General features: G+C 70.6%; 19 protein-coding genes. 10 read left to right on the top strand and 9 right to left on the bottom strand.

The window, feature by feature from the left end:
* Positions 1–5 precede the first annotated feature (5 nt).
* The 3 genes from U5K29_01050 to U5K29_01040 form a co-directional block, all read right to left on the bottom strand.
* Positions 6–515 (bottom strand): HNH endonuclease, encoded by a 510-nt coding sequence (locus U5K29_01050; protein ID MDZ7677119.1) that lies wholly within the window; start codon positions 513–515, stop codon positions 6–8.
* 71 nt (positions 516–586) lie between these two features.
* A complete protein-coding gene (locus U5K29_01045) occupies positions 587–874 on the bottom strand; it encodes a hypothetical protein (protein MDZ7677118.1) in 288 nt (95 codons plus the stop codon).
* Positions 875–899: 25 nt separating this feature from the next.
* Positions 900–1,778: an ROK family protein gene (locus U5K29_01040; protein MDZ7677117.1), complete on the bottom strand. Its 879-nt coding sequence runs from the start codon at positions 1,776–1,778 to the stop codon at positions 900–902.
* 143 nt (positions 1,779–1,921) lie between these two features.
* Between U5K29_01040 and U5K29_01035 the strand changes: the two genes are divergently transcribed.
* The 3 genes from U5K29_01035 to U5K29_01025 are packed head-to-tail and all read left to right on the top strand — an operon-like array spanning position 1,922 to position 6,442.
* A complete protein-coding gene (locus U5K29_01035; GenBank protein MDZ7677116.1) occupies positions 1,922–2,896 on the top strand; it encodes a MoxR family ATPase in 975 nt (324 codons plus the stop codon).
* Positions 2,897–2,912: 16 nt separating this feature from the next.
* A complete protein-coding gene (locus U5K29_01030; protein MDZ7677115.1) occupies positions 2,913–4,148 on the top strand; it encodes a DUF58 domain-containing protein in 1,236 nt (411 codons plus the stop codon).
* The gene (locus U5K29_01025; protein ID MDZ7677114.1) at positions 4,145–6,442 is read left to right on the top strand and encodes a DUF3488 and transglutaminase-like domain-containing protein; all 2,298 of its coding nucleotides are present in this window, start codon (positions 4,145–4,147) and stop codon (positions 6,440–6,442) included. Before U5K29_01030 ends, U5K29_01025 begins: the two co-directional genes overlap by 4 nt.
* A 64-nt stretch (positions 6,443–6,506) precedes the next feature.
* Here U5K29_01025 and U5K29_01020 read toward each other — a convergent pair whose 3' ends face one another.
* The 4 genes from U5K29_01020 to U5K29_01005 form a co-directional block, all read right to left on the bottom strand.
* Positions 6,507–6,881 carry a DUF3040 domain-containing protein gene (locus tag U5K29_01020; GenBank protein MDZ7677113.1) on the bottom strand — a complete coding sequence of 125 codons (375 nt, stop codon included), beginning with the start codon at positions 6,879–6,881 and terminating at the stop codon, positions 6,507–6,509.
* Between the two features lie 120 nt (positions 6,882–7,001).
* Positions 7,002–8,249 carry a DNA polymerase IV gene (locus tag U5K29_01015; protein MDZ7677112.1) on the bottom strand — a complete coding sequence of 416 codons (1,248 nt, stop codon included), beginning with the start codon at positions 8,247–8,249 and terminating at the stop codon, positions 7,002–7,004.
* Between the two features lie 4 nt (positions 8,250–8,253).
* Positions 8,254–8,751, bottom strand: a complete 498-nt coding sequence (locus tag U5K29_01010) for an NUDIX hydrolase (protein ID MDZ7677111.1) — start codon at positions 8,749–8,751, stop codon at positions 8,254–8,256.
* Between the two features lie 55 nt (positions 8,752–8,806).
* Positions 8,807–9,790, bottom strand: a complete 984-nt coding sequence (locus U5K29_01005) for a hypothetical protein (protein MDZ7677110.1) — start codon at positions 9,788–9,790, stop codon at positions 8,807–8,809.
* Between the two features lie 96 nt (positions 9,791–9,886).
* Here U5K29_01005 and U5K29_01000 point away from each other — a divergent pair, with 96 nt between their 5' ends.
* Genes U5K29_01000 through U5K29_00980 form a run of 5 tightly spaced genes read left to right on the top strand, consistent with a single transcriptional unit; the run spans position 9,887 to position 13,884 of the window.
* Entirely contained in the window at positions 9,887–10,177 is a 291-nt protein-coding gene (locus U5K29_01000) for a hypothetical protein (GenBank protein ID MDZ7677109.1), read from the top strand.
* A gap of 4 nt (positions 10,178–10,181) precedes the next feature.
* Positions 10,182–10,976, top strand: a complete 795-nt coding sequence (locus U5K29_00995) for an inositol monophosphatase family protein (GenBank protein MDZ7677108.1) — start codon at positions 10,182–10,184, stop codon at positions 10,974–10,976.
* A gap of 54 nt (positions 10,977–11,030) precedes the next feature.
* On the top strand, positions 11,031–11,711 hold the full coding sequence (locus U5K29_00990) for a response regulator transcription factor (GenBank protein MDZ7677107.1): 681 nt from the start codon (positions 11,031–11,033) through the stop codon (positions 11,709–11,711).
* Between the two features lie 12 nt (positions 11,712–11,723).
* On the top strand, positions 11,724–13,199 hold the full coding sequence (locus U5K29_00985; GenBank protein MDZ7677106.1) for a HAMP domain-containing sensor histidine kinase: 1,476 nt from the start codon (positions 11,724–11,726) through the stop codon (positions 13,197–13,199).
* Positions 13,183–13,884: a GerMN domain-containing protein gene (locus tag U5K29_00980; protein MDZ7677105.1), complete on the top strand. Its 702-nt coding sequence runs from the start codon at positions 13,183–13,185 to the stop codon at positions 13,882–13,884. Before U5K29_00985 ends, U5K29_00980 begins: the two co-directional genes overlap by 17 nt.
* Here U5K29_00980 and U5K29_00975 read toward each other — a convergent pair whose 3' ends face one another.
* Positions 13,885–14,916, bottom strand: a complete 1,032-nt coding sequence (locus U5K29_00975) for an ATP-dependent 6-phosphofructokinase (protein ID MDZ7677104.1) — start codon at positions 14,914–14,916, stop codon at positions 13,885–13,887. It abuts the gene before it with no gap.
* A 107-nt stretch (positions 14,917–15,023) separates the two neighbouring features.
* Here U5K29_00975 and glpK point away from each other — a divergent pair, with 107 nt between their 5' ends.
* Positions 15,024–16,514 carry a glycerol kinase GlpK gene (gene glpK / locus U5K29_00970; protein ID MDZ7677103.1) on the top strand — a complete coding sequence of 497 codons (1,491 nt, stop codon included), beginning with the start codon at positions 15,024–15,026 and terminating at the stop codon, positions 16,512–16,514.
* Between the two features lie 16 nt (positions 16,515–16,530).
* Here glpK and U5K29_00965 read toward each other — a convergent pair whose 3' ends face one another.
* Positions 16,531–17,199 (bottom strand): hypothetical protein, encoded by a 669-nt coding sequence (locus U5K29_00965; protein MDZ7677102.1) that lies wholly within the window; start codon positions 17,197–17,199, stop codon positions 16,531–16,533.
* Between the two features lie 116 nt (positions 17,200–17,315).
* Here U5K29_00965 and U5K29_00960 point away from each other — a divergent pair, with 116 nt between their 5' ends.
* Positions 17,316–17,903, top strand: a complete 588-nt coding sequence (locus U5K29_00960; protein ID MDZ7677101.1) for a TetR/AcrR family transcriptional regulator — start codon at positions 17,316–17,318, stop codon at positions 17,901–17,903.
* Positions 17,904–17,911: the final 8 nt, after the last annotated feature.

Below are 17,911 nucleotides of genomic sequence, written 5' to 3'. Positions count from 1 at the left end.
TTCGGCTAGGCCGGGATGAGGCGACTGGGCTGGAGGTACTGCTGCCACAGCTCGGGCACATCGGCGACCGCCACGATGATCCAGCTGAGCTCGCGCGGCGTCGCCGGCCGTGTCCGCAGCGTCATCGGCGTCTCGGCCAGCAGGCGGTCGCCCTTGGCGGCGTTGCAGCGGCGACAGGCGGCGACCACGTTCTCCCACACGTGTGACCCGCCACGGCTGCGGGGAACGACGTGGTCGATGCTCTCGGCGGATCCGCCGCAGTACTGGCACCGCCCACCATCGCGATGGAACACCGCCCGACGGGACAGAGCAGTGGCTCGTTCGTAGGGGACACGGACGTAGTAGCGGAGCCTCACGACCGAGGGGACCGCCACGCTGAGGCGCTCGGAGCGGTACTCGTCACCCGACTCGTGGACGATCTCGGCCTTCTCGGACAGCACCAGCACCACCGCGCGGCGGGCCGGGACCACACACAGTGGCTCATAGCTCGCGTTGAGCACCAAGGCCCGACCCATCGCAGCAGACTAGCTTCCTGCCGGTCCCGGCTCGGGAGAGATCGCTGCCGGCGCCGGCGCGGACGAGGGCCTCATCGCCGGACCACGCGCGGCCACGTACGGCACCACCTCAGGAACGAGATCACCTCGGCAGGGGGCGGCGCTGAGGGATCGGGCCCGAACGCCGTGGTGAGCCGGAACGTGAGGAAGCCGGCATCGGGAACCGGCAGCCACGGGTGTCGGGCCCACCAGCGACGGGGGATCAGTCCGACGAAGGTCGTGGTCGCCACCGGCCAGAGCCACGGACGGCACACGATGGCGAGGACCACGCGCGTCCAGCCCACCTCCGTCCGTCCCCTCATCACCGGTACCGGTCGCATGGCCACGATCGTATCCAGCGCCGCCTCAGGCGATGCCGATGTCGAGGCCGACGTTGCGCCACGCGACCGCGGCCGCGCCCACGAGGGGGCCGTCGGCACCCAGGCCCGCCGGGACCACGCTCGCGCCCCGGGAGAAGTCGAGGACACAGATCTGGTCCATCTCGCGCTGGGCGGCGGCGAAGAAGGGCGCCCCGTAACCGAGCGCCACCGAGCCCGCCACCACCACGAGTCGCACATCGAGCAGGTTGCACACAGAACCGGCGGCCCGGCCCACCAACCGCCCCGCCCGTTCGACGGTGGCCCGATCGGCCTCGGCGGCGGGCCGCCCCGTGGAGCGCTCGATGGCGGTCCCGGATGCTTCGGCTTCGAGTGTGCCCGGCGCGTGCTCGGGAAGGGTCGCCCCGTCGGGTTCGACCACCACGTGGCCGATGTGGCCGGCGTTGCCTGCGGCGCCGCCGAGCAGCCGTCCGTCGAGCACGATCCCACCCCCCACCCCGGTCGACACGACCATGGCCATGAAGTCCGACTCGCCCGCCGCCGCACCGATCCACCCCTCGGCCAGGGCCAGCGCCTTGGCGTCGTTGTCGACCCACACCGGCAGAGCCCAGCGCGCGGCGATCTGGTCGCGCAGCGGGAAGCCGCGCCACCCGGCGATGTTCAGGGGTGACACCGCCTCGCCGCCCGGCGTCATCGGCCCGCCGCACCCGACACCGATCCCCTCCGCCCCGCCCCCTCCAGCGGCCTGCACGAACGGATCGACCAGCTCGACCAGCCGCTGCCAGATCACCTCGCCACCGGCGTCGGGAGTCGGCACCTGATGACGTTCGAGCACATGCCCGGTGTCGTCGACCATTCCGGCGGCCAGCTTCGTGCCGCCGATGTCGATCGCGACGACCACTGCCATCCGGCCACGTTAGCGACCACCGACCGAACAGAACGCGCCCAACCCCCGGCCTACGCTGGGTGCGACAGAGCGCCGTGGATGCGCTCCGCCGACGGCGGCCCGGCGCCGGGTCCCCAACTCCGACCACATCGAGGAGCACCCACGTGGCCATCTCCGACACCGACGCCCAGGCCGCCGCCTTCGCCGAGACCGCTCACGCCGTGATCACCAACGTCGAGCGGGTCATCCAGGGCAAGCGTCGCGCCATCGAACTGGTGCTGCTGGCGATCGTCGCCGAGGGCCACCTGCTCATCGAGGACGTGCCCGGCGTGGGCAAGACCAGCCTGGCCAAGGCGGTCGCCCGATCGATCGACCTCCCGTTCGGACGGGTCCAGTTCACCCCCGACCTGTTGCCCTCCGACGTGGTCGGCATGAGCGTGTGGAACCGCAGCGACAGCAGCTTCGAGTTCCGTCGCGGACCCATCTTCAACGGGATCGTGCTCGGAGACGAGATCAACCGGGCATCGCCCAAGACCCAGTCCGCGCTGCTCGAGGCCATGGCCGAGGAGCAGGTGACCGTCGACGGCAACACCTACCCGCTCCCCCGCCCGTTCATGGTGATGGCCACCCAGAACCCGATCGAGTACGAGGGCACCTACCCCCTTCCCGAGAGCCAGCTCGACCGGTTCCTGATGCGCATCTCGGTCGGCTACCCCTCCGCCGAGGGCGAGCTGTCGATCCTCGAGACCCACGGCCAGGGCGGGGTCCTCGATCAGCTCTCGCCGGTCACCTCCGCCGCGGAGATCCAGACCATGGTCGAGGTCGCCCGGACCGCACGGGTCCATCCCGAGATCTCGCGCTACCTCGTGGACCTCGCGGGGGCCACACGTCAACATCGGTCGCTCGCGCTCGGCATGTCCCCTCGCGCCACGCTCGGCTGGCTCCGCGCGGCGCGGGCGCTCGCCGCGCTCAACGGCCGCGGCTTCGTCATCCCCGACGACCTCAAGACCCTGGCCCACCCCGTCCTCGGGCATCGCCTCATGCTCACCCCCGAGGCCGAGCTCCAGGGTCGAAGCACCGCCGAGGCCGTCGACGACATCCTCCGCACGGTGCCGGCACCGAGCTGGGACGGCCGATGATCCTCCGGACGCCCGCATGCTGACCCGTCAGGGCTGGGGGGTGGCGATCGCCGCGATCGCCATGATCGGGCTCGGCCGCGTGCTCGGCACCCTCGAGCTGTTCCTGCTCGGTGCCGCACTCGGTGCACTGGTGGTGATCGTGGTGGTCCGGGCAGCGCTGCTCGAGCTCGATGTCGGCGTGCGGCGCGACGTCCACCCCCCGCGGGTGCACGCGGGCGCCCCGAGTCGCATCGAGCTCGCCGTCACCAACAGGAGCCACCGTCCGACTCCGGTGCTGCGCATCGTCGACGCCGTCAGCGGAACACGTGGCGCCGACCTGGGTCTGGCCCCGATCCAACCGGGTGGGCAGGCCCGGGCCGCCTACCGCCTCCCCACCGAACGTCGCGGGATCATCACCATCGGCCCCCTCGACGTCGTCCTCGGCGATCCGTTCGGGTTGACCTCGGTGCAGGTGCGCGGCGCCGGGCGCACCGAGCTGACCATCTACCCGCGGATCGACCCCATCGTCGGGCTCCCCGAGGCCGCCGGCCACGATCCCGAGGCGACCAACCAGTCGCCCGGCTCGCTCGGGTCCAGCGCCGAGGAGTTCTTCGCCTTGCGTCCCTTCGAGATCGGCGATGAGCTGCGACGGGTGCACTGGCCGTCGACCGCACGCTTCGACGAGCTGCTCGTGCGCCAGACCGAGCTGCCGACCCAGAGCCGTGCGACCGTCCTGCTCGACCTGCGGGCCGACTCCCAGAACGAGGCCTCGCTCGACCTCAGCGTCTCGGCTGCGGCCAGCATCCTCACCGCCGCCCGCCGCGACGGCGACCTGTTCCGGCTGGTGTGCACCGATGGCACCGACTCCGGCTTCGTGCCGGGCAACGCCGCCTACGCGGCCGTGCTCGAGTATCTCGCCACCGTCGGGCTGTCCCACGGCGCCCAGCTCAACCGCATCCTCGAGTCGGTGACCCGAACCTCACATGGTGGGGCGCTGGTGATGGTCTCGGGTGCGCTGACCCAGCACGATCGGGCTCGGGTCGATGCGCTCCGGCCTCGGTTCTCCACTCTCACCACGGTGCTGATCGACCGTTCGGCATGGGATCACCGCACCCGCGACGCGGAGCAGGTCGGTTCGACCACACCCACCGAGATCCATGTCACCGGCGCGACCCCCTTCCCGGCCGCCTGGAACGAGGCGATGGCCCGACGTCGGCGATCCGGCGCCCGATCGACCGCACGACTGGCCACCGTCGAGGGATCGCCCACATGAGCCCCGCCGGCGGCCTCCGACTCGTGGTGGCCGAGCTCGCGCTCTTCGCCGTCACCGCGACGGTGGCAGTCGGGTTCGGTCGCCTCTTCGACGACAGCGGCGGTTGGCTGGTGCCGCTGCTGCTCACCGCTGCGCTCGCGCACGGTGCCGGTGCTCTGCTTCGACGGCTCGGCGTCGGCGTGGTGCTCCAACTCGCCGCGGTGGCGCTGGGGACCGCCCTCGTCATCTCCTGGATCCACGCCCCCGACACGCTCAGATACCTCCTCCCCACCTCGGAGACGCTTCGGGTCGTCGCCGGGGCGCTCGATGAGGCCCTGATGCTCTACCCCGAGGCCAGGGCACCCACCGAGCCGATCGCCGGGTTCGTGATCGCCTCCATGATCGGCGTGGCAGTCGTCGCCACGATGTCGGACATCGCCGCCTTCCGGCTCGGAGCCGAGATCCAGGCCCTCATCCCGCCCTTGACGGTGTTCGTGTTCTGTTCGGTCCTCGGGGCGGGAGATGGCCGGATCACCGCAACGATCGCCTTCACCGTGTTCGCCTTCGGGTTCGTGCTGGTGGTGCGGGCGCTGACCCGGGGGACCGCAGCGACATGGCTCCCCGGCGACGACGACCGAGGCCCAGTGGCGTTGGTGCGCCTGGGTGGGAGCCTCACCGCCGTCGCCGCCCTTGCCGCGATGCTCGTCGGGCCGTCGTTGCCCGGTGCCGGCGACGAGGGTTTGTGGACCTGGCGGGGCGGTGGTGGGGATGGTTCGCGGATCGTGGTCAACCCGCTGGTCGACATCCGGTCGCGCCTCGTGAACCAGTCGAGCGAGGTGGCCTTCACCGTCGAATCGAGCGAACCGTCCTACTGGCGGACGATGGCCCTCGACGACTTCGACGGCCAGACGTTCACGCTGGAGACCACCTTCCGGACCGTCGGTGGCACCCTGCTGCGCGGCGATCGGTCCGGATCGACCACACCTGTCGAGCAACACTTCGAGATCGGGGCGCTGGCATCGCCCTACCTTCCAGCGGCCTACCAGGCGGCCCGCATCGACACCGGGGACGAGGCCATCCGCTGGGATGACCGGACCTCCACCGCGCTGCTCGAGCGCGAGGAGGGCGCCTACGACGGGCTCGAGTACAGGGTCGAATCCCTGGTGGGCGTCCACGACCCCGAGGACCTGCGCGCCGCTCCCGATGAGGTGCCCTCGAGCATCGCCGATCGATACCTGGAGCTCCCCGAGATCGACCAGCGGGTCGTCGAGCTCGCCGAGTCGGTGGTCGCCGATGCCGACACGCCCTACGACCGCGCCTTGGCGCTGCAGGACTTCCTCCGCGACGAGTTCGAGTACTCGGTCGAGGTGCAGCCGGGTCACTCGGACTCCGAGCTGGTGCGCTTCCTGATCGAGGACCGGACCGGCTACTGCGAGCAGTTCTCGGCCTCGTTCGCAGCCATGGCCCGGGTGGCCGGCCTTCCCTCGCGGGTGGCGGTGGGGTTCACCGTGGGCGAGCCTTCCCCCACCGACCCCGACCGCTACGTCGTGCGAGGCGAGCACGCCCACGCCTGGCCCGAGGTGTGGTTCCAGGGTGTCGGGTGGGTGCCCTTCGAGCCGACACCGGGCCGGGGCGATCCACGATCCGAGCGCCACACCGGGGTGGCGGCCGACCAGGAAGGTGGCTTCGGCGACTCCGCCACGACCACCACGACCGAGGCCGAGCAGGGACCGACCCCCACCCTGGACGACACGCTGCCCGACGTCTTCGGAGACCTGAGCGGCGGCGACGCCTCCGCGACCCCGGGAGGCGGCGACGACGGGCTGCCGACACCGCTGATCGCCATCGCCGCGGCCGCGGGCGTGCTGGCCTGCTGGGCCATGCTGGTGGCTTCGGCGGTCGGACTTCGCCGCTGGGTGCGGCGCCGACGGCTCGGGACCCACCCTCCGGGCCTGGTGCTCGCCGCCTGGGCCGAGGTCACCGATGCGGCACGGTCGATCGCGGTGCGTCCGGGTCCCACCGAGACCCACCGCGAGTTCGCCGCCCGCCTCGCCGCTGCGGTCCGCGACGCCGACTCCCCGGTGCGCACCCTCGCCGAGATGGCCTCGACCGCCCGCTACGCGCCCGATCTGGTGCTCGACGACGAAGCCACCCAGGCCAATGGTGCCGCCCGCCTGGCCACCGCCGCGATCCGAGCCGCCCGCAGCCGGTCACAGCGTGTCGCCGACCGTCTCGACCCTCGCCGAGCGCTCCCCCACCGCCGGGGAACCCGCCGGCAGCGGCGCCACGCGGTGCTCACCCAGTGGGCCAGGTGACTGGGGTCAGCTGACAGGGCTCAGCTGAGGCCGACCGGCCGAGCCGGCCCGGAGGCCTTGGCGGTCACTCCTCGCCGCGGAAGCGGTCGCGCATGCGCTGGCTGGTGTTGCCGAAGTAGTCGCGCAGCCCGGCGGTCCGCATGGACTGGGTCATCTGCTCGAGCCCGGCCCGGCCGAGGGTCCGTGCGGCACGCACGAAGAACAGTGCGGACGCGAGCATGAGGAGGAACCCACCGAAGGCGAAGACGAACGACATCGCCAAGGTGAAGATCATGATGACGCAGCCGAGGATGAACCCGACCGTGGAGAGCTTGAGGCTCCGGAAGGCGTGGGTGTAGACGGTGGTGCTGGCCACCTCGCGCGCCAGCCCGGGATCGCTCTCGTAGAGCTGCTCCTCGATCTGTTGCAAGATGCGCTGTTCGTCTTCGGAAAGCGGCACCGTCGCTCCCTATCACCCCACGGACCCGGCGGTGTCCAAGCCCTGGTAGCTCACAGTCTCGCACACGACACCATGATCAACAACGCGCCCGGGGACCGTTCTCCGCGATCGTCACGGCGATCACCGTGGCTGGTTCGGACCCCACTGCTGGGCGCCGCGACGCACCAGGTCCACTCCTGTCGGTCCCGCCGCGATCGCCGGGCCGATGGCTCGCTCCCCGTACCGCTGTCGGATCTCGTCGACGGCCCGGCTGGCATCGTCCCAACCGGGGTCCGACTCGTCGAGGGAGAGCTGTCGTGGCTCGTCGATCGAGACGCCGGTGACACCGACACCCAGCAATCGCACGCCCGCCGTGGTGTCGACCTCGGCCAGCAGCCGCTTTGCCGGACGGGCGATCATCGGCCCCGAGTCCACCGCCGTTGCGAGGGTGGTGGACCGGGTGATGGTGCGGAAGTCGCCGAAGCGGACCTTGATCGTGACCGTACGACCCCGGAGGCCGGCCCGGCGCATCCGTGAGGCCACCGCATCGGCCTGGCGGACGACCTCGCGGGTGAGTCGGTCGGGATCGGTGAGGTCGGCGGCGAAGGTCTCCTCGTGGCTCACCGACTTGGGCGCGAGATCCGGGCTCACGGGGCGATCGTCCTCGCCGTGTGAGAGTCGGTGGAGGTGGCTCCCGGTGGTCGTACCGAGGACGGCGACGACGGCGCCCCGGTCCAGCCCTGCCAGGTCGCCGATCGTGCGCACGCCGATCCGGTGGAGTCGATCGAGGGTCACGGGGCCGACTCCCCACAGCGCCGACACGGGGAGCGGGTGCAGGAACCCGATCTCATCCCCCGGGCGCACCTCGACCACCCCGGCGCCCGGCAGGGTGCCGCCCGCCCGTGCCGTGGGCTTGGCCTCGTTCGATGCCAGCTTGGCGATGAACTTGGATGGGGCGACGCCCACCGAGGCTGTCAACCCCTCCTGCTCGAGCACGCGTTCCCTGATGCGAAGCCCCACCGCCCGGCCGTCACCGTGCAGGCGTCGGACACCGCTGACGTCGAGGAACGCCTCGTCGAGCGACAACGGCTCGACCAGTGGCGTGTACTCCCGGAACAGGTCCATGACCCGAGCACTGACCGCGGCGTAGGTCGCGTGATCACCGGGCAGGAACACGGCGTGGGGGCACAGGCGAGCCGCCCGGACCGACGGCATCGCCGAGAACACCCCGTGGGCGCGCGCTTCGTAGGACGCGGCGGCCACCACTCCCCGGGGACCGTGTCCGCCGACCACGACCGGCTGTCCCCGCAGCTCGGGGCGCCGCAGCAGCTCGACCGACACGAAGAAGGCGTCCATGTCGACGTGCAGGATGGTGGATGCGGTGGCCACCGGGTCACACCCCGGTGGCGGTGCGGGTCACCACGAGCTCGCTCAGACGGGAACCATCGACCCGGTAGCGGTACTGACGGCTCTCGCCCCACTGCTCGGTCAGCCACTCGGTGAGCGGCTCACGGACCCACGGATGGTTCGCGGTGAGGTGATCCGCGCAGCGGTCGAGCCCCACGAACCGGGCGTCGTCGACGATCCCGTCGGGGTCGTCGACGCGCAGCGCGCCGCTGTACTCGGTGGCGACGTGGGCCTCGACCCGCAGCTCCCACCCGAGCCCTGGGGCGACGGCCTCGATCACATAGACCGGCCCCGACCACGACGAGACCGCCAGCCCGGTCTCCTCACGGACCTCGCGGGTCAGCCCGCCGATCAGCGTCTCGCCGTCGTCGATCACTCCACCCGGCGGACTCCAGTCGTACCGCCCGTTGCGGCGCCGATTGCGAACGAGCAACAGGCCCTCGGGCCCGAGCACGATTCCCCCTCCGACCAACCACTGATGCACGACTCAAGTGTGGCAGCAGTGCTCGACTCGGACCACCACCGCGAACCGCGACGGGTCAGGGTTCGAGATCGGAGCGCTCGATGGTGAGCCCGTCACCGATCACAACCTCGCCGTCGGGAGCGACCGCCGGGGCGGAGACGGGCGGGGCGACCGGTTCGGGTGCCTCGACGCTGAGACCGTCACCGATCACGACCTCGCCGGGATCGGGCGCAGCGGGCGCCGGCGACGCCGGAGGTGGGGTGGCCGGATCCTCGGTGAGGGTTCCGGTGCCGGTGCCGGTGTCGGTGCCGGCTTCGGGGGCGGGTGCGGGTGCGGGGGTCGCCTCGGGGGCCTCGATGGTGAGACCCTCGCCGATCACCACCGACGAATCGGTGGCGGTGGCCGCCACCGCCCGACCGAGCTCGGTGCCGGGAGCGGCGTCGGAGCTGGGAACCAGCACCAACACCCCGAGGCCGGTGACCCCGACGACCAATCCGATCACGGGAACGAGCACCTTGGCGCGCAGGAGCGTCCGGAGCCGCTCGATGGCACCGTCGTCGGCCTCCATGAGCACGTGCAGTCGGTGTTCGACGTCGACGCTGGAGATCGCCAGGGCGCTGGACAGCACCGACACGTCGAGGGACCGCAGCGGCACCGGGGTACCGACTGGCAGGCCCCGCATCTCATAGACCAGTGCCAGGTAGCGGGACAGGACGTCGTCAGCGGTGTCGGCTTCCGGAGAGAACGACGTCGACCACGGGCCGGCCGCGACCGTGCCCTCGTGGACGTCGATGACCAAGGTGGATCGTGACGCCACCAGCTCGCCAGGGTCGGCCCCGTACAGGTCGAGCAGACGGGTGACCTCGTCGTCGCTCAGGTCGACCCGTCCCTGCTCGATCTCGATCAGGTCGACGGGCGCGTAGCGGCCGGCGCTGCGCCGGGCCACCTCGTCGAGGTCGGCCCCACCGCGCGCGGCCTGCAGCAGGGCGCCAAGACGCCGCAGCGGCACGGCGGTGGCTTGGTCGAGTCGGACCAGTTCGGTCTGAGCGGCGTGTTCCACATCTCCAGTATCGACCCGCGACCGCCCCGAGTGAAGCGCGATGAGTCGAATGGACCACTCCAGATACGGGCGCCTCGCCCACTACGCTGACCCTCGATGAACGCTGAACGCCACCAATCCCTGCAGCCGGCGGTTCCATCGTCGGGAGCGCGGGCCCTTGCCTTCGCCGCGATCCTGCTCGCCGGCCTGTGTGGCGGCTTGATCGGCTACGCGGTCACCGACCTGCAGACCGACGGTGGCGTCGCGTCCACGATCGGAGGCGTGGTCGGTGCCGTCCTGGCCGCCGGTGGCGTCGCCATCGTCGCGGTGCTGGCGTTGCGGGCCATGACCGAGTGGCACAGCATCGACCAGCGTCGGCGCGGCCAGCCGAGCTCGCCCCCCAGCTGATCCGGTGGCCGACCTCGACGCCCTGCTCGCGCTCGCCGAGCGCGTGGCCATGGCTGGTGCCGAGCACCTGCGGACATCGATGCATCACGCCGATCTGCACGTGTCGACCAAGGTCACCCCCACCGATCTCGTCACCGACGTCGACCGCAGCTGCGAGACCCTCGTCGTCGACCTGCTGACCAGCGCCCGCCCCGACGACGGGCTCGTGGGCGAAGAGGGGTCCTCGATCGCGGGTCGCTCCGGGGTCGACTGGGTGGTCGACCCCCTCGATGGCACGACCAACTTCGTCTACGGCCATCCTGGCTTCAGCGTGTCGATCGGGGCCGTCATCGACGGTCGACCGTCGATCGGGGTCGTGGCCGATCCGCTCACCGGTGACCTGTTCTCTGCCCGGGCGGGGGGCGGGGCCACTCGCAACGGCGCCGTGCTCGGCCTCGGAACACCGCCCGACCTCGCGCATGCACTCGTCGCGACCGGGTTCTCCTACGACGCCGGTCAGCGTCGCCACCAGGCCGAGGTGCTCACCACCGTGCTCCCCCGCATCCGTGACATCCGCCGCATGGGTGGTGCGGCGCTCGACCTGTGCTCGGTGGCTTGTGGCCGGGTCGACGCGTACTACGAGCGCGGGCTGCAACCGTGGGACCTGGCGGCGGGGTCCGTGATCGCCGCCGAGGCGGGAGCGCGCGTGGGAGACCTCGACGGAGGCCCCCCTTCGGGGACCTGCTGCCTCGCAGCACATCCCGTGCTCTTCGATGCCCTCGCCGCCCTTCTCGTCACCGCTGACCCACCCCCGACCTGACGAATCTTGGCGACCCTCCCCACATCGCGAGCCCAGATGAGGCACCATTCGTGCGTGGGAACGAGGATTCTGACCGTTGAGGACGACGAGCGCATCCGCACCGCGGTCAAGCTCGCGCTCGAGGACGAAGGCTGGATCGTCGACGAGGCCGACAACGGCGAGGACGCGCTCGACCTGTTCGGACGCAATCCGACCGATGTCGTGCTCATCGACATCATGTTGCCCGGCATCGACGGGTTCGAGGTGTGCCGATCCATCCGCCGGTCGAGCGACGTGCCGATCATCATGGTCACCGCCAGGGCCGACACCCACGATGTGGTCGCCGGACTCGAGGCGGGCGCCGACGACTACCTCACCAAGCCGTTCGCCCCCAAGGAGCTGTCCGCCCGGATCCGGGCGCTCCTGCGTCGCATCCGCTCCTCCGATCCGTCGAGCACGCACCTCACGCTGGGCGACCTCGAGATCATCCCCGACGAAGGTGTCGTCACCCGCGACGGTGAGGAGGTCCATCTCACCAAGACCGAGTTCCGGCTCCTCGTCGAGCTGGCCTCCAGCCCCGGACGGGTGTTCAGCCGCGAGGTACTGCTCGAGCGGGTGTGGGGCTACGGTTACTTCGGTGACGGCCGCCTGGTCGATGTCCACATCCGCCGGCTGCGCACCAAGATCGAGGCCGACTCCGCCAACCCGCGGCACGTGGTCACGGTGCGGGGCCTCGGCTACAAGCTCCAACCCTGACCGACCCCACCCATGAGGCTCCGCCCGCGACCCCTCGGCCTCCGAGCCCGGATCACCCTTGCCTTCGCATTGGGATCGCTGCTCCTCTCGGTCACCTTCTCGACCTCCACGTGGGCCTTCACCCGCCAATCGCAGCTCAACCAGCGAGAGTCGATCGCGGTCGAGCGCCTGTACGGGAACGCCCAGCCGCTCAGGGACACGCTGCTCGCCGGAGGCGAGACCAACATGAGCGAGTACATGGGCTCGCTGCCCACCCCCGCCAGCCAGGTGCTGGCCATCGAGATCGACGAGGGGCTCAACACCTCCTCGAGCAGCCAGCGGGTGGTGTTCGAGGACATCCCTCCGGGGCTGCGCGAGCTGGTGGCGTCGGGGACCCCTGCGTCGATGCGGTACCGCCACGCCGACGAGCCGGTGCTGGCGGTCGGGGTCCCCATCCCCGCCGCCGACGCCCAGTACTACGAGGTGGTGTCGCTCGCCGAGCTCGAACGCTCCTTCGACGTGCTCGCCTACTGGCTCACCGCCGCCTCGGCGCTCACCGCGCTGGCGGGTGCCACCCTCGGTTGGTGGGCCAGCCGGCGCACGCTTCTGCCGCTGGTCGATGTCGGCATCGCCGCCGAGGCCATCGCCGGCGGGCGCCTCGACACCCGACTCGAGTCGGCCAACGACCCCGATCTGGCGGTGCTGGTGTCCTCGTTCAACGAGATGGCGGCCGCGCTCCAGACCCGCATCGAGCGCGACGCCCGGTTCGCCTCCGACGTCAGCCACGAGCTGCGGTCTCCGCTCATGACCCTTGCGGCCTCCATCGAGGTCCTCGAGACCCGACGCGACGAGCTCCCCGAACGGTCCAGGGCCGCGCTCGACCTGCTCGTCCACGACGTGAACCGCTTCCAACAGCTCGTCGGCGACCTCCTCGAGATCTCGCGCTTCGATTCGGGAGCTGCCCACCTCGACCTCGAACCGGTCGCGCTCGCCGAGTTCCTCGGCCAGGCCGTCCAAGCCGCAACCCACGAGCCCGTACCGGTCATCGCCGACGGCTCGCTCGCCGACGCGATCGTCGAGGTCGACAAGCGCCGCATGGCCCGGGTCGTCGCCAACCTGCTCGACAACGCAGCCAAGTACGGCGGCGGCGCCACCTCCATTCGCCTCAGCCGCCACGGCGACCAGATCCGGTTCGCGATCGAGGACGCGGGCGAAGGCGTGGCACCAGAGGACCGCGATCGCATCTTCGACCGCTTCTCCCGCGGTGGCACCGCAGGGTCGCGGGGCACCGACACGGGCACCGGATTGGGCTTGGCGCTGGTCGCCGAGCACGTTCGGCTCCACGGAGGAACCGTGCGGGTCGAGAACCGCAGCGACGGGGTGCGCGGAGCCAGCTTCGTCGTCACCCTCCCGATCGCCGAGCACGACCACGAGCAAGCCGATCCCCAACGACCCGACTCCACCGCCGACACCCCCCTCCTGACGATGCCCCATGTCGAACCTCGCTAGATGCGACAGCCACCGGGCCCGGGCGCGACGCCTGCTGGCCCTCGCCGCCGCGGCCATGACCCTGCTCATGGGCTGCGCCATGCCCAGCGACGCCGAACCCGAACCCATCACCCTCGACGACGAGTACGCCAATCTGCTCGAGCCGGCCCCGCCGCCCACCACCACCACCCCGGCCGAATCGACCCTCCCCCGCGGGCTGTGGTTCATCGCCGACGACCTGCTCTCGCGGGAGTCCACCCAGATCGAGGTGAGCCGAGCCGACGACCTCACCGCCGTGCTGAACCGTCTCACCGAGGGCACTCGCCAACAGGACCATCGAAGTGCGATCCCCGAGGGTGTGGTCTTCCTCGGGCATCGCTCCGACGAGGGGTCGCGCACGGTCACGATCGAGATGGCCGACGCCGCGCTCTTCGAGATCGACGGGACCGAGCTGGCCCGCGCCGTCGCCCAGATCGTCTTCACCGCCACCCAGCCGGTGTTCGGCTACGAGATGGCCCGCTTCGAGATCGACGGCGAGATCCGGTCGGTTCCCACCGGGTCGGGTTCGAACAGCAGCGAGCCGGTCGGACAGTGCGACTACGAGCGGTTCGATCCCGATCCGTCGTGCCCCTCCACCACGACGACGACCACCACCACCACCACCACCAGGGATTTCACCACCACCACCACCGACGACGACCGGTGATCAGGAGAAGAACTGCGAAGCGGCGTCGTAGAGCTCGTCGCTGACCATCTTGAGGGTGCCGGTCGCCTCGTGAAGGTCGACCCGGACGATCCGGTCGGCGTCGAGCGCCACCATCTGCCCGAACGCAGCGTCGTGCACGGCGTCGATGGCCGCCACCCCGTAGCGGGAGGCCAGCACCCGATCGAACGATGTCGGGGTCCCACCACGCTGCACATGGCCGAGGATGGTCACCCGGGTCTCGTATCCGGTGCGGTGCTCGACCTCGTCGGCGACCACCTGCGCGATCCCTCCCAGGCGCACGTGGCCGAACCGGTCGCGCTCCTTGGGGGCCAGGTCCAGGGTCCCCGCCACGGGTTCGGCGCCTTCGGCCACCACGATGATCGTGGCGTACTTCTTGGCGCGCCGATGCCGGCGGAAGATGCTCTCGCACACGGCTTCGATGTCGAAGGGGTGCTCGGGGATGAGGGTGAGGCTGGCTCCCCCGGCCAGGCCCGCCCTGATCGCGATGTGTCCGGCGTGGCGTCCCATGACCTCGACGACCATCACTCGGTCGTGGGACTCGGCGGTGGTGTGGAGCCGGTCGATGGCGTCGGTGGCGATCTGTACCGCAGTGTCGAACCCGAAGGTCATCTCGGTGGCATCGATGTCGTTGTCGATGGTCTTGGGGACCCCGACGATCGGCACGCCGTCGTCGGCGAGATCGCGCGCCGCTCCCAGCGAACCGTCCCCTCCGACCGCGATCAGGGCATCGACTCCGAGTTCGGACATGGTGAGCCGGACCCGTTCGACACCGTCGTGCTCCGAGTACGGTTCGACCCGGCTCGTGCCGAGGATCGTTCCGCCACGGGGCAGGATCCCTCGGCACCGTTCGACGTCGAGCTCGGTCCAGTCGTTCTCGATCACGCCTCGAAACCCGTCATGGAACCCGACGACCGAGTCGCCGTAGTGGCGCTCGGCCTTTCGCACCACCGCGCGGATCACCGCGTTGAGTCCCGGACAGTCCCCACCGGCGGTCAAGACCCCGACACGCATCTGAGCTCCTGTTCTGGTTGGTCGTCGTCGGACGCCACCCGAGCGGTCCGATGCGTCACGCTAGCGAGTGGACCACGAGACGCGACGGTTGCGTAGGGTATGGCGCCATGGCAGTGGTCATCTCCATCGACGCCGGCACCACCGGTGTGCGCGCCCTGGCGGTCGACGAGCGCGGACAACCGGTGAGGTGGTCCTACCACGAGTTCACCCAGCACTTCCCTCGTCCAGGCTGGGTCGAACACGATGCCGAGGAGATCTGGTCGACGGTGCAGCGCACCCTGGCCGAGCTGATCTCCTCGCTGGACGACACGGTCGCCACCGTGGGGATCACCGACCAACGAGAGACCATCGTGGCCTGGGACCGCCGGACGGGAGCGCCACGGCACCACGCGATCGTGTGGCAGGACCGACGCACCGCCGGTGAGTGCGAGGCGCTCGAGGCCGGCGGACACCTGCCCATGGTCCGCGACCGGACCGGCCTGGTGCTCGATCCGTACTTCTCGGCCACCAAGCTGCGGTGGCTCATCGACAAGGGCGGCGTTGGCGACGACGACGACCTGGCGGTGGGGACCATCGATTCGTGGCTGCTGTGGAAGCTCTCCGGAGGCGCGGTCCACGCCACCGATCCGAGCAACGCCAGCCGCACCATGCTCTACGACATCCACCGTCTGAGCTGGTCCGACGATCTCATCGAACTGTTCGGGGTGCCGGGCCACGCCCTGCCCGAGGTCCGTCCGAGCAGCGGCCGCTTCGGAGTCACCGCCGACACCACCGCGCTCGGTGCCGACGTGCCCATCAGCGGGATCGCCGGCGACCAGCAGGCGGCGCTCTTCGGCCAGGCCTGTGTGCGGCCGGGCATGACCAAGAACACCTACGGCACGGGCTCGTTCGTGTTGATGAACGTCGGCGACAGCTGTCCCGAGCCCATCGACGGTCTGCTGACCACGGTCGCCTGGACGATCGCCTCGCCCGCCGGGGGATCGATCACGCACTACGCGCTCGAGGGCTCGATCTTCGCGACCGGGGCGGCGGTGCAGTGGTTGCGCGACGGGCTGGGGATCATCGGGGCCGCATCCGAGCTCGAGGCGCTGGCGCGCCAGTGTGACGACAGCGACGGGGTGGTGTTCGTCCCCGCCTTCACTGGCCTCGGTAGCCCGTGGTGGGACCCTCATGCCCGCGGGACCATCGTCGGGATCACCCGCGGAACCGGCCGCGCGCACCTGGCCCGGGCAGTCATCGACGCCATGGTGCACCAGACACGTGACGTGGTCGATGTCATGTGCTCGGCATCGGGTCGCGAGGTGCAGTCGATGCGTGCCGACGGTGGGGCGTCGGCCATGGACCTGCTGCTCCAGCTCCAGGCCGACCAACTCGGTGTCCCCGTCTCGCGGCCGGCCAACCAGGAGACCACCGCCATCGGTGCCGCGTACCTGGCAGGACTCGCCGAGGGCGTGTGGTCGTCGCTGGAGGAGATCGGGGACCACTGGGCCGTCGACGTCGAGGCGACACCCGCGCTCGACCGTGACCGGGCCGATGCCGACCACACCCAGTGGCTCAGGGCCGTCGAGCGCTCGCGAGGGTGGATCGCCTCCGCCTGAAGGTGTCCACCGTCGATCAGACGCTGGGGTGCAGCGCCTGCGACCGGGTCCGTCTCACATCGCGAAACCTGGTGTCGGCGATCCTCGCCAGCGCAGCGACGTGCCTCCGCTCCAGCGCCCGGAAGGCGGTACCGGTCCGTCCCAGCAACAGCGCGTACCCCGATGCGGGCAAGGGCGCCCACACGACGTCATCGGGACCACCAGACTCACCGTGGTGCATCAACCTCGTGCCTTCGACGAAGGCGGCCAGCCAAGCCGGAGCCGGACCGGGACCGTCGCCGACCCTGACCTCGCCGTCCTCGAGATCGACCACCGACGCCCAGGTGGCGCCGATCGTGCGACGGGCGTGGGTGCACAAGGCCTCGAGCAGGTCGTCGGGGGTCGGGGCCCCGACCAGGACCGCAGCGATCTCGAGCGCGTCGAGCCGGGGATCGTGCACGGCACCGGCGATCGGTTCGATGAACTCCACATCGACGCCGTCGACCTGGCCGACCTCGTGGATCAACAGCTCGACGAGATCGTCGGCGGGAAGCTCCACGACCAGTTCGTCGATCGCCCCTCCGGCGCTTCGTTCGAGGATCTCGATCCCCACCACGCTTCCCCGGACCGCACCGATGCGACTGGTGACCGCACCGAGCGCCCCAGGTCGATCTGGAAGCCACAGACGTACCACGTAGGTCTCCATGTCGGTGACCGTACGGCCTCACTGTGAACGGGGGGTTTCGTGGCGCGTACATGTTGATGTCGGGCGTCGCCACCACCCAAGAGGGGGCCTCGCCTCCCCTGGTAGCGTCGACCGCGATGACCGACCGGCGACTCACCCCCCGTGGCCGTGAACGGCGCCGCCAGCTCATGGACTACGCCACCGAGCGGTTCGCGGAGCACGGCTATGACCCCACCGCGGTGTCGGAGATCGTCGACGGCATCGGTGTCGGCAAGGGGGTCTTCTACTGGTACTTCAACTCGAAGGAGTCGCTCCTCCACGAGATCCTGACCGAGGCCCAGCACCGTCTCCGCCGCTGCCAGCGGGAGGCGATCGGCGCCGAGCCTGACCCCTTGCGCCGCATCGAGCTGGGCATCCGGGCGACCATCACGTGGCAGGCCGAGCACCCGGCCCTGGTCAAGCTCGCCCAGTTCGCCTCCGGCGAGGATCGGTTCGCCCCGACGCTGCGCCAGGCGCACGACGTCGCGCTCGCCGATGTCGTCGGACTCGTCAAGGATGCCATCATCAGTGGCCAGGTGCGCGACGACGATCCGCAGATGCTGGCCCACGCGATCCTCGGGGTGACCGTGCACCTCTCGATCATGCTGCGCCACGAGCACGGCCCCGACGCCGGGGAGCTGGCCGACCTGGCCGTGCGCTTCTGCCTGGACGGCCTGGCCGTCTGATCGGCGGG

The sequence above is a fragment of the Acidimicrobiales bacterium genome, assembly GCA_034521975.1.
GTDB lineage: Bacteria > Actinomycetota > Acidimicrobiia > Acidimicrobiales > SKKL01 > SKKL01.
This window is presented reverse-complemented; position numbering and strand designations above follow the sequence as displayed.